This window comes from Mesobacillus maritimus (genome assembly GCF_044803185.1).
Lineage (GTDB): Bacteria > Bacillota > Bacilli > Bacillales > Cytobacillaceae > Mesobacillus_B > Mesobacillus_B maritimus_B.
Genome location: NZ_CP085225.1, coordinates 1807419 through 1820158, shown reverse-complemented (window position 1 = coordinate 1820158; position 12740 = coordinate 1807419). Strand labels below are relative to the sequence as shown.

At 39.1% G+C, this 12740-nt stretch carries 12 protein-coding genes; 1 reads left to right on the top strand and 11 read right to left on the bottom strand.

Going from position 1 to position 12740, the window contains the following annotated elements; translation table 11 throughout:
* Nucleotides 1-264 precede the first annotated feature (264 nt).
* The 8 genes from LG336_RS08635 to LG336_RS08600 form a co-directional block, all read right to left on the bottom strand.
* Nucleotides 265-1017, bottom strand: coding sequence for an aspartate/glutamate racemase family protein (locus tag LG336_RS08635; protein WP_404332170.1), 753 nt, complete (start codon nt 1015-1017; stop codon nt 265-267).
* Nucleotides 1001-1726: a GntR family transcriptional regulator gene (locus LG336_RS08630; RefSeq protein WP_404332169.1), complete on the bottom strand. Its 726-nt coding sequence runs from the start codon at nt 1724-1726 to the stop codon at nt 1001-1003. The genes LG336_RS08635 and LG336_RS08630 overlap by 17 nt, the downstream gene beginning before the upstream one ends.
* A 23-nt stretch (nt 1727-1749) precedes the next feature.
* Nucleotides 1750-3081 (bottom strand): amidohydrolase family protein, encoded by a 1332-nt coding sequence (locus LG336_RS08625; protein WP_404332168.1) that lies wholly within the window; start codon nt 3079-3081, stop codon nt 1750-1752.
* A gap of 12 nt (nt 3082-3093) precedes the next feature.
* The gene (locus LG336_RS08620) at nt 3094-3888 is read right to left on the bottom strand and encodes a hypothetical protein (protein ID WP_404332167.1); all 795 of its coding nucleotides are present in this window, start codon (nt 3886-3888) and stop codon (nt 3094-3096) included.
* A gap of 11 nt (nt 3889-3899) precedes the next feature.
* Entirely contained in the window at nt 3900-4691 is a 792-nt protein-coding gene (locus LG336_RS08615) for an ABC transporter ATP-binding protein (protein WP_404332166.1), read from the bottom strand.
* A gap of 18 nt (nt 4692-4709) precedes the next feature.
* Entirely contained in the window at nt 4710-5522 is an 813-nt protein-coding gene (locus LG336_RS08610; protein ID WP_404332165.1) for an ABC transporter permease, read from the bottom strand.
* A 91-nt stretch (nt 5523-5613) separates the two neighbouring features.
* The gene (locus LG336_RS08605; protein WP_404332164.1) at nt 5614-6666 is read right to left on the bottom strand and encodes an ABC transporter substrate-binding protein; all 1053 of its coding nucleotides are present in this window, start codon (nt 6664-6666) and stop codon (nt 5614-5616) included.
* Nucleotides 6667-6800: 134 nt separating this feature from the next.
* On the bottom strand, nt 6801-8009 hold the full coding sequence (locus LG336_RS08600; RefSeq protein WP_404332163.1) for a Zn-dependent hydrolase: 1209 nt from the start codon (nt 8007-8009) through the stop codon (nt 6801-6803).
* Between the two features lie 231 nt (nt 8010-8240).
* On the opposite strand from LG336_RS08600, the gene allB reads away from it, so the two are divergent.
* Nucleotides 8241-9599: an allantoinase AllB gene (gene allB, locus LG336_RS08595; protein ID WP_404332162.1), complete on the top strand. Its 1359-nt coding sequence runs from the start codon at nt 8241-8243 to the stop codon at nt 9597-9599.
* 141 nt (nt 9600-9740) lie between these two features.
* Here the strand turns inward: allB and LG336_RS08590 are convergent, their stop codons facing one another.
* From LG336_RS08590 to LG336_RS08580, 3 genes are read right to left on the bottom strand one after another with little or no spacing between them, the layout of a single operon-like run.
* Entirely contained in the window at nt 9741-10496 is a 756-nt protein-coding gene (locus tag LG336_RS08590) for a GntR family transcriptional regulator (RefSeq protein WP_404332161.1), read from the bottom strand.
* 44 nt (nt 10497-10540) lie between these two features.
* Entirely contained in the window at nt 10541-11317 is a 777-nt protein-coding gene (locus LG336_RS08585; RefSeq protein WP_404332160.1) for a sulfite exporter TauE/SafE family protein, read from the bottom strand.
* A gap of 55 nt (nt 11318-11372) precedes the next feature.
* Nucleotides 11373-12719, bottom strand: a complete 1347-nt coding sequence (locus LG336_RS08580) for an amidohydrolase family protein (RefSeq protein ID WP_404332159.1) — start codon at nt 12717-12719, stop codon at nt 11373-11375.
* Between the last annotated feature and the right edge of the window lie 21 nt (nt 12720-12740).

The following is a 12740-nucleotide window of genomic DNA, read 5'->3' as shown; positions in this document are numbered from 1 at the left end:
ACTAAAAATTTACTTTATTTTTTATAGAAATGAGAAAATGTCAGGCACCATCCAATTATCTGGAAGGTGCCTGACACCAGTAACACTGCTTAGGATTAAGAAGTTTTTTCGGATTCCGCATTTTTGCACGGTGATAACCCCTGTTGAAGAAATCAGTCGGGACGAGCAAAAAAAACAAACCTTTTTCCTTTAGGATTAAGGTTTGTTTTTGGTATCACTTAATTCTGATGTCAGGCCCCTACACATATGCTGAAAAGCCCAAATTTATTTATTGCTCACAACAGCTTGACCACTATTAAAAACGTCTCCCCATCCTTTCACAACTGAGGGATCTACACCGATCATACGGAAGCACTGCCACATAAGAGTGTTAATCGTATCATAGATGGTAAGTCCATAATTTTTTTCATAATAATCAGCCTTAGTAACAGCAGGGAAGTTCGTACAAACAATACTAATTCCATCTGCCTGTTCAGTTGAAACCTCTTTTATCATATCTTCAATTCTAACATCTGAGACCTGGCTAAAAGATCGATTGACAGTCTGGGCCAACCCTTGTTTCTGGATTGTTTGAATGCCACAATACTTTTCATATTGTTTGGTAATCAGCTCGTTAATTTCCGGAATATACGGAGTGACAAGGTGCACCGTCTTAACATTCATTTCTTTAAAAGCTTCTACTTGAGCGAGCATCGAGGTAGTGGCTGGAATGCCAGTACGTTCCGTTATCATCCGGCAAAGTTCATGATCCATATCAAACCCAAGCCATCCTCCAGATGTTCCATTCCATGCTATAAGATCGACTTCAGCATGAGCAAGCATTTCAGCGGCCTTTAGCATCGGTTCAAAGTCAAACTGACTTAGGGCATCTTCTTCCAGGGATATTTTTGTTACTTCAAAGCGTGCAAAGTGAACCGTAACATGATCTAATTGTCTCACAATTTCCATACAAATTGGTTCAAGTACTGTATTCGATGAAGGGGTTAGCATTCCAATCTTTTTAGGCTCTTTTCTCATATTCTTTTCCTCCTATAGTGGTTTCTAATAATCTATCTAATAATCCTTCATTATTTAATTCTTGAAAATGACTCAAATCATTCCCAATATGGTTCATCATTGAACCCTCAGCATGCTGTATGTCTCGTAGTTTTATATAATGGTAAATCTCCTTATGCTCTTCATATAATTCTCTTCCGCGATTTTTCCCTTTAAAGTTAATAACACGAAAATAGTAAGCTAAAGAATTAATTTCGTGTAACTGTTTCTTAAGCAAACCATTGTTACTGAATTTAATAATGGTTTCATGAAACTTTGTATTTAATTGAATCAATTGCTCGCGATATTCTTCTTCATTCTCGAGATAATGTTCTGTTTCCTCAATAATCTTCCCAATCACTTCAATTTGAGCGTCCGTTGCATTTTCGGTGGTTAACCTTGTAGCAAAGGATTCCAATGCCATTCGACATTGATAGATTTCAATAATATCTTTAAAGGTTGGTTTAAACACGAAAATACGTGATTTTTCATCAGTTATGAGTAATCCCTCTTTAATGAGGGCCTTGACTGCTTCCCGAACAGGGCTGCGGCTGGTTTCAAATAATCGTGCCAATTGCGCTTCATACAACCGTTCTCCAGGGGTCAGTTTCATAAAAAGAATCATTTCTCTAATCTTCTGATAAATCTGATCATAGAATGGTTTGGGTTTTTCTATTGAAAATTGTGCCATTTTGTCCCTCCTTATGGACTCTATTAGTAACTCTTAGCATATCGGCTCCAACACTGATCTGATAAGGCTTGAACTTCTGCACATAATGCCTCTTCATCTACGCCAACTACCTGCCCATGCTTTACTCTCCACTCACCATCTATCCAAACATGCTCTACATCAGTTGCCTGCGCAGAATGAACAAGAGTTCCATAAGGAGAAACAATAGGAGCTAAGTGAAATTTATTCTTCTTAACCGCAATCAGATCTGCTTTCTTTCCAACTTCAATCGAACCTATTTCTTCCTCCATTCCTAAGGCTTTTGCACCATTTAACGTCGCCATCTCTAAAATATGTTGTGGCTTTGGCTCAGTTCTCTTCTCACTAGAAAGCCTATGAACCGCTAATCCAAAACGCATCGACTCAAACATGCTGCCAGACATGGAATCAGTACAAATCGTAACGTTAACTCCTTTTCCTTCCAAGGATGCTATAGGAGCTACATCTCCCTTTTTTAAATTTCCCTCTGGAATATGAGCAACACTAGTATTCGTCTTAGCTAGTAATTCTTCATCTTCTTCTGTTAAATGAATACAATGACCGGCCACTGTTTTTGGTCCAAGAATCCCTAGGCTGTCATACAATTGAACAGGGGTCATGCCATCTCTGCGTTTAATTTCTTCTAGCTCCATTTTGCTTTGAGCAAGGTGGGTAGTAATTCCAACATCATATTTATGGGCCAAAGAAATGATTTCCTCTAAAAAAGAAGTGGTGCAAGTGTCTGGGGCATGAGGACCAAAATGACAAGTGATTCTTCCGTTAGCTTTTCCATGCCAATTTTCCAGAAGGTAAATATTTTTCGAAAGGGTCTCATATTGTGCTTTTTCATCGATTAAATACAGATTTTCAGGTACACGAAAAAAATCAATATTGTGTATCCGTTCACTTATAACAGCACGAAGACCTAGATTTTCAAGAGCTTTAAGACTCCTATTGGAATGAATATAATTTGCCCCGATGCATGTATTCCCTGCCCTCAGTGCTTCAACATAGCCGAGGATATTAAATAAATCGCATTCTTCCTCTGTTAACAATACTCCCTGAGGAACATTACGAGAGTATAGAGGTGGAACTCCTGTATCGGCTCCAACACCACGGTTTACCACGAGAGCTCCATGATAGTGAGAATTAACAAAACCAGGTGCAATCATCATGGATGAACAATCTATAACCTCTGCTTCTGGATATCCATTGATCATATCAGGGTACGAACCAATGGCTTCAATATAACCATCTTTAATCACAACAGCCGATTGATACAGTATTTCGGAATGTTTATTTAATGTAAGGATATCCCCCTTTATTAAAAACAGCATTTCAGCACCTCTTCATATTTTGAGTTCCAACCAATGTCCTTTACAAGGTGACCCATCCGAGTAAATAAGCTTTTTTCTATTTACATCAAAGATCAGCGCGGTCTCTGTACAATGAGTAGTCAAGTCTTTACTTCGTGAACCTGTATTTTCAAAATCATGGATGCATAATTGGCCGGTTTGAAGTTGATCTTTTGAAAAATGCGAACTTAAAAGCTCTTTCATTGAATCTAACCAAGATTCTCCAGTAACGTTTATTAATCCTGATTTAGCTTGGTCATAACGCAACCTACGATCTTCCCAATCTAGTAGTAATCTTTCTTTCGTGTTTTGCAGTAATAGTGGTCCATTGGCTCGCACAGCACAGTCCAACTCTACCATTTGCGTCTTTACTTTATTGGTAGGTTCGTGCTCAAGGATTCCCATGGAGCCCGTTGCATCCATTAGAAAATGGATTCCTCCTACATCGCTCGGCTGTTTAGAGAAAAACACTTCCAGCTCCTCCAATGCATCATTCACATAGCTGTAATGGCTAAGAATGTACTCATTCGCAATACCCCTTGTATCTTGAAGATTTGTCTTAAATTCCTGTAAGGTCGTGCTTGCAAATGAAGAAAGGATCGTTAAACCTTCTTCATTGATTCCAGAGTTAATCCCTTTTTGCCACCCCATTTTAAAGAATATATATTCATAGGTAGTAGAACTCCTTAATTTCCGATTAAAGGTCAGAAGTGTTTTCGGTGTATCGACTGTTTTAGCTGCAACCAACATGTCGCTTATCTTATCCCGTTTCATCACCAACGTGCACACGTGAGTCCCTCCTATATGACTTGGTGTATTGGCCTTCCTGCCTCTGGATCTTTGTTTTCATGAATGAGACCTAGAATCTCACGCTTGTGCTGATTAAAAATAGTGGATGTTGTATCACGTGGCCGATCCATGTCGAGATCAATGATTTTATTGACTCTACCTGGCCGTTTACTTAGCACAATGATCTTAGTACCTAGAATCAAGGCTTCTTCCACGGAATGGGTAACAAATATGATCGTACGTTTATGTTCCTGCCAGATTCGAACCAATTCTTCCTGCATGTCTGATTTTGTAAATGGATCAAGGGCTGCGAAAGGTTCATCCATTAATATTAAAGAGGGATTGAGCAAAAGAGCTCTAGCGATCCCTACCCGTTGGTTCATCCCACCGGACAATTCATGAGGATAATGCTTTTCGAATCCCGTTAACCCAACCATATCAATATATTTTTGAGCTTCTTCTTTCTGCTTCTTCTTATTAGCTCCCTTCAGTTTTAAATGGAAGGAGATATTCTTGGAAACTGTTAACCATGGCATGAGAGTTGGCTGTTGAAAAACCATCCCACGGTCAGCACCCATTCGTTCAATTTTCTTACCGTTCATTAAAATTTCCCCTGATGTAGGTTTATCAAATCCCGCAATCATGTTTAACAGGGTTGATTTTCCGCAGCCACTTCCGCCAAGCAAGCAAACAAACTCATTTTCCATAATGGAAAAATTAATATTATCCAGTGCTTTCAGTTCCGTCCCACGCTTCTCGTCTTTGAATACTTTTTCAACATTCTTCACTTCTAAAAACGCCATTTAATTCCACTCTCCTTATCATTGAATACTTTCAATCGAAGATCCACGCTGCCAAGGTAATGCTATATGCATCAGTTTCTTAATAAGAAAATCTGTGAAAAATCCCAGTATTCCAATACTCACCATACTGGCAATAACTAAATCATATCTAAGGAAATAGTATGAATCCCAAAGTACATATCCTAGACCACTATTAACGGCCACCATTTCTGCCGTTACCGTTAACATCCAAGCGGACCCCACACCAATTCTCATTCCAGCTAGTATGTTGGGAAGTGCGGCTGGGAGAATGACATAAAGCAGTGTGTGCCATTGTTTTGCTCCCATCATGCCTCCTGCCCGAACTAGATTTTTGTCTACCGTTTTTACTCCATGAATCGTGTTGATTAATATTGGGAAAAACGAGGCTAGGAAAACTAGAAATATGGCTGGTTTATCGGCAATTCCAAACCAGATGATTGCCAAGGGAATCCAAGCAACAGGTGGAATCGGGCGAAGCAACTGGATCGTCGGCTCTATTAATTTTTCAGCGAATTTCCACCAACCTATGAAAATACCAATAATGACTGCACTTACAACTGCTAAGCTATACCCGACAATCACCCTCATTGCACTGCTACCGGCATCCTTTATCCATTGCCCACTATTTGCCTCTGCTACCCCTGATATTCCAAAGATCCAGTCCGATAATGACTCAATAATCCTTGTTGGAGCAGGTAATAAGGAACTAGAAACGATACCTGCCCTAGAAAACAGTTCCCAAACGAGAAGAATCGTAACCGGAACAACCAATTTCGTTGATAGAGATTTTATATTAGAAGTAATTTTCACTTGCTTTCCTCCTCACCATTGAATTTTGAACGATTAAAAGTGGGGGCTAAAATGAAGCCCCACTATTTTAATCGTTTTTGAAGCTTTTTCTTTACTTACCTAGCTCTTCCTCTGATAACCCAGTAGCATTCATTAAGAACCGGTAATCCATATTTTCAACGGTTTTTTCCGTTACGTCTGTTTGAATATAATTTAGCTCGGTCATCATTTTCGCAATGGCTAGAGTCTCATCTTGATGCATTTTATAGTCTGGGGAAGAATTCTTGAGTGCTTCTTTTGCCACTTCTTCACTTAAGGAAGTATGTTCACTTAGTACTTTTAACCACAGATCTTTATCCTGTTCTAAATCACCAACCATTTTGACAATCCCACTCACAACGTCATTCAATTCCTCTTCATTTTCCTCTATCACTTCAGAACGAGTCACAATGAGGTTTGTTAAATTGCCTGCTGCTTGTTCATAAGGATAAGCGAAATGTTTACCTACGCCACTGAGACGAATTTGAGAAGCAAATGGTTCTACCGTTGAAATCATATCTACTTCTCCACTTTCCAGTGCACTTGCATGGTCAGCAGGATTGGCAATATTTATAATTTCTACGTCCTTTACAGGGTCAATCCCATTCAGTAAAAACTCTCCTCTCATGTGAATATCTTGCGCATTTCCACGTGAAGCGGCAACTTTTAGTTTTTCTCCGGACTCAATCAACTTCTTGAATCCATCCCAGTCATTCTCCTCAAGAGGAACATCATTACCAACAAGAATTTCAGACCCTCCATTAATTTGACCGGATATCGCCACTACATCAAATCCTTTATCTAGTGCTGTTATGTAGTGCAGATATGTTACTTGGGCAACATCCAAACTACCTGAAATAAGAGCTGTTAACACATCATTGCCTGATGCAAAATTTGTTGCTTCAACATCGACATTTTCAACATAGTCCGGAATTAATGACATCGGTAAGCAATGAGCACACGTTGCATACCCGAGTGTAAGCTTACCTTTCCCTTCTGTTGTCTGCTGTCCATCGTCTTCTGTCGACACTTTAGAAGAATTAGAAGCCCCTCCTCCACAAGCACTAAGAACCAAAAGAATGAATGCAACCAAACCAATCCAAATTTTTCTCTTTTTCGTTTTCATAACATTCCCCTTTCAAGAAAACATTTATTACACTGTTTTCTAGTGATTTAACTATATATTCGTTTTATTTAGATAATTCTACAAGCATCACGTTACTTTATCTCACATAGTTTATGATCATTATCCTTTTTTTACTAATATGCTAGTTTTCGCAATGCCTCCGAAAGTACTTCGATTCCTTTTTCTAAATTATGTTCACTCGTAAACTCTAAAGGAGAATGACTGATACCGGATTGACTAGGCACGAAGATCATGGATGTGGGAACGGAAGTTGCGACAACTTGTGCATCATGAGCAGCCCCACTATGCATCAGTTTGTATAACACTTCTTTTTCTTTACAACTTTCTGTTAGGATTTGGATGATTTCTTCATCCATCGCAACAGGACTTGATTCAAACCAGGGTTCCATCTCTACTTTTACATTTTGATGTTCAGCAATTTTTTCAATTTCCGATGTCATCAACTCTGTCGTATGGGCTAAAACAGCTTCATCGATGTGACGGACATCTAAGGTAAATATCGCCATCCCAGGAACAACGTTTGAAATATTTGGTTTAAGTTCAAAACTCCCAACCGTTGCCACAAGGGGATCACCGCCCTCATCTGCTATTTCCAATACGCGACTTACCATTGCACTCGCTGCCTTCATCGCATCACGTCGGTATCCCATCGGCGTTGTTCCAGCATGGTTGGATTCACCTTGAACCGTTACACGATATCGACGCTGTCCAACGATACTATGAACAATTCCAATGTCTAGCTCTTCCTTCTCAAGTACATTCCCTTGCTCAATATGCATTTCAATAAAGGCCCTCACATCAGTCTTCGGTTGCTGTATACCAGAATACCCTAATCGTTTCATGGCTTCTTTCATAGTAATACCATCTGCATCAGTGATTCCTTCAATCTCTTCCATCGCAGATTTCCCAAACATGTTTTTGCTTCCCCACATAGCAAAAGGAAAACGACTGCCTTCTTCCTCTGCAAATGAAACTAACTGCAAGGTTCTCCTTGGCAATCCATATTTCTTTATGGTCCTTAAGATTGAAAGTGCACCACCAATAATTCCGTATTGCCCATCATAGATTCCCCCATGGACAACTGAATCAAGATGAGACCCTGTCATCACAACCTCATTCGGAATGCTCTCTCCTTTTATAGATGCAAGTAAATTTCCAACACAATCAATCTCAACAATAAAACCCTCTTCTTCAAGCCATGCTTTTAATGCCTGCTGCGCTTCATGCCATTCATGTGTATAAACAAACCTTGTTATCCCTTCTTGATTGTCTTTGCCATAATTCGCAAGCCATTTTAATTTATTTAGCACTTGAGATTCCATTCAACCATCCTTCCTATTACAAGATTTAATTTAAAATATGAACGAACACCTATATTTCCACAACAAGATTGTTAGGTTACCTCACTTAATATTTTTAAAAATCAAATCACCATCCTGAAAATACTAGATTTCCAACTTTTTATGTTACATTTTATAACATTGATTCTTGCCATACCTATTAATCTGCTGATATGATAAATTCAAAATCTTCAAAACGAGGTGATTGTTGTCATGACGAAAGCAACTATCGTTACAAATGGAAAAATCGTAACCAGATCCAGCGTTATAGAAGGGGAAATCTTGATTGAAGATGGGAAAATTTCTACTATCGGCCTGAATATCCCTAGACTTGGAAACGAAAACGTGATTGATGCAAATAGCCAGTTTATCCTTCCAGGCATGGTCGATACTCATGTACATATAAACGAACCTGGACGGACCGATTGGGAAGGATTTGAAACTGGTACGAGAGCACTTGCTGCGGGTGGAACCACGACCTATATAGACATGCCCCTTAATGCTTTACCAGCTACCACATCAAAAGAAGCTCTCGAATTAAAGATGAAAATCGCTTCTGAAAAAAATTATGTTGATTACGCGTTTTATGGAGCCCTTACTCCTGATAATCTTGAAAATCTAGAAGAACTTGCCGATACCGGTGCGATTGCCTTTAAATGTTTTCTATCAACCTACGAAACAGAGGTCCCTGATGATTTTAAAAGCATCGATGACTACACATTGCTTGAAGGGATGAAAAGGATCAAAGCCCTAGGAAAGATATTGCTGATTCACTGTGAAAACGCAGTCATCACAGATCGGTTAGCGGAACAAAAAGTGAAGGAAGGTAAATTAAGCACCTATGATTTTGTTGATTCACGTCCGATTCTCGCTGAAGTAGAAGCCGTTTCTCGTGTGATTCTTTTTGCGAAAGAAACGAAATGCCCTGTGCATATTGTTCATGTCAGTTCAGCAAGAGCAGTTGAACTTATTACCAAGGCTAAAAATGAAGGAGTGGATATCACCCTTGAATCCTGCCCCCATTACTTTGCATTAAACGCCGATGACTTGGCACGATTAGGCACGACTGCAAAATGTCAGCCGCCTTTACGCTATCCTGTAGAACAAAAAGAACTTTGGGAATGTTTTTTAACAGGAAAGATTGATTGGATCAGCTCTGATCACTCACCATGCACCCCTGGAGAAAAACGGGGGACGATTTTTGAGGCAATGGGTGGAATCACAGGGTGTCAAAACAATTTGGATTTGATGTTTGATTTGGCGGTTAAGAAGAAGGGGATGAGTATCGTAGACTTCGCTGAAAGAATGTCCACTAACGCGGCAAGACGCTTTTCGTTAAAAAACAAGGGGGAAATTGCCGTAGGATACGATGCAGACCTTATCTTTATCGATCCTAATAGATCTTATACCGTTCGGTCCGAAGACCTTTACTATAAGAACCCAACTAATAGTCCCTATATAGGGATGAAAATAGAGGCACGTGTTACAAAAACAATATTACAAGGAGAAGTCATCTTTAGTCTTGAAGACGGTGTGATTGACAACCCGAAAGGAAAACAGATCATAGCCTAGATACGGAACTCTGGTGTCAGGCACCATCCAATTGTTTGGGATGTATGAAGAAAAATGAATCATTAGATCATTTTTAAAAAAAGTGGGCTACCATATGTAGTAGCCCGACTAAACGTTGAAATTTACTAGCACCTAATTGGTTTAATGATGGGTAATTGTTCTACTCGCAGTAAATTTTATCAAGTCATGAACATAATACTCCGTGTTATACATAACTGGAATTCCTTTATCTGTATACTTTGTAATGTCGAGACGCAACAAAGGAGTGTTTTCAGCTAAATTGAGCATTTTACCAATTTCACCACTTGCTACACTTGGGACTAGTTCCATAAAATCATGGGTAAAGTAGAAATTGTTCTTATGCTCAATGAATGAAAAGATGTCTTCCCCTAAATCATTATCTGAAAACGGTCCTTTGTTCATATAGATTCGAGGTATTCTGTTAATACAGTAAACAGCTGGATTGGTGTCTGCACAAAACCTTTTTTTCACGATAAATAATTCATCATCGGGCGTTATTTTTAACGCTTCTGCTTGTTCTTTCGTTGACTTCTCCCAGGAATAAGTAATATGATCAACCAACACTTCGTACCCACAATCCTTAATAAACTTTTTGAGTTCGCCTGCGTGGTCAATTTTTTCGGTAAGCTTTCTTGCGAAGGTCGTAATCGTACTACTGCTTCCTTGACTTCGGGTAATAAAACCTTCATTTTCAAGGACAGTAAGAGCTTCCCTAACCGTCAGCCTACTTATCCCAAGCTCCGCAGCTAAATGTGTTTCAGAGGGGAGCTTGTTTTTTTCATGATCATTGGATTCTAAGATATATTTTTTTAAATATTCAATGGCTTGTTTAGTTGCCGTTTGTTTATGAACTTTTGGTATATTTCGTATCGACAAGGTTTACCATCCTAACTTTTGTTTTCTGGAACTAGGCACAAGGCTTATATGAATAACCTGAATATCATATATGTTGATGATACCACCGTCAGTGTAGCAATGGAAATACTTAAATGACTTACCTTTACTTTGTTTGAAAAGAAAGAACCTATTAATGTTCCAAAAATCTGCCCGAGGACACTTGCCGCTAATAATAGTGTTATATTCTCCATATTCGAATATTGGAAATAACCAAATACCGATGGGATGGCAATAACGACAGAATTTAATAAGCACACGCCCACTGCCACTCTAATGCTTACGCCTAAATTTGAAAGCAATGGGACTAATAAGATAGGACCACCGGCACCAGTTAAAGAACAGATTGCTGCCGAGATAAATCCAATAATTAGGATCGATGTTTTATTCTCCAATAACTTTGATTTTTGTGATAGCCCCTCCACATTTTGATTGCCCTTTTTCCTTTTTATTAGAAGTGATACACCCGCTCCTAGGACAAAGAGATACAGTAGCAGTTTCGCTATATCTTCAGGAATAATCACATTCAGCTTTACTCCGATAAGAGCTCCAGGGATACTCCCAATACTAAGGAACGTCGCAAGCTTTACATCCATGTTCCCTGATTTCCAATAATAATAAGCCCCAAACACCCCTGCGATCGCAAAGGAAACAAAACTTAAAGCTAGTGAATCTCTTAGTGGAAACTCTAAAAAACCAACAAAAATCAAAGGAAGAAGGAATCCCCCAATACTGGAGATTCCTAGTAGAATACCTACAAAAAGATTTGAAACTAAAATAATCAATAACAAATATGTCAGCATGTAAACCCTCACTTCTATTTATAATTCTTCTATTTATTAGGGGTCTCTTTGCTGTCTAAATTCCTGCTCGTAGTGACATGCTTTCCATAGCCAACTTGCTTTCGAACATAATTTTTTCTTCATCGAGTGTTAACACTTCTCGATTTTTCATAATGACCTTTCCATTCACAATCACATCTGAAACATCCGTGCTATTTACTGATTCCACTAAACTATTGACCAGATTATGCGTTGGTTGAATATGAGGCTGATCGATATGAATGCCAATCATGTCCGCTTTTTTCCCTACTTCTAAACTGCCGAACCGTTTTTCCTGCATCATGGCCTTGGCGCCCCCTATTGTCGCCATTTCGACTAATTTCTTAGCAGGCATGACCAACGGATCGAAAATAGGTGTTCCCCAAGATGCCCGCATTAACGACTTCATCGTTTTCATTTCATCCAATACGCTTAATCCCGAGTGTGCGGCCCCATCTGTCCCGATGCCTACACTAACCCCTTTTTGCAACAGGCTTGGGGTTTTCGGTATGCCCTTCCCTGCATTGCTGATTGGACAGTGAACCACTTTTACCCCGTATTCCTTTAGGATGTCCATTTCATTCTCGGATAGTAAGATACTATGCGCGCTCAAGAAATTGGAGTCAAGGACACCTAAGGATTCAAGGACCTCTAATGGTCTTTTTTGGAAATTCTCTAAGCAAAAGCTAATCTCATTAGGATATTCATTCATATGTGCTTGAACACCAGTATTTAGTTCCTTAGCCTTTTCAAATACTTTCGTAATTAAGTCTGGCGTACAGGAAATAATTGAACGAAGGGAAAACCAAACATTTAGTCGCCCATCTCCCGAACCATTAAACTCTTCAAATAATTGAGTATTTCTTTTTAATAACTCTTCACTTGTTGATTTCATGTTGTCGGGAATTCGATGACCGGAATTCATCGTTGAGCAGGTAATTGCGGCTCTTAGTCCCGATTGAACGGCAGATTCCGCTACTTTATGCATATAAGTGCCTCCAGCATCAATAAAGGCAGTGGTTCCATTTTTTATCATGTCTAAACAACTTAATTGAGCACTTATTTGAACATCTTGTTCTCTTAGATTGCTCTCAAAGGGGACCATGATGCGAGTCCAAATCATAGGATACTCGTCTGCGATTCTCCCTTTTAATAATTGCTGGCATGTATGCATATGTGCATCTACAAACCCTGGCATGAACAACTTTCCTTTTCCATCTATCCATGACAATGCTTTGTAGCCTTCATGAATAACCCTGGCTTCATCAATCGCTAGAATTTTATCATCTTTGATAACAATGGACTGATTGTGTTTGATTTCATAATTAGCTGTTAAAATTGAACAATCTTTAATAATCAAATCACTTTCCGTTAATGTTTGCATTTTTATGACCTCAGGTTCATT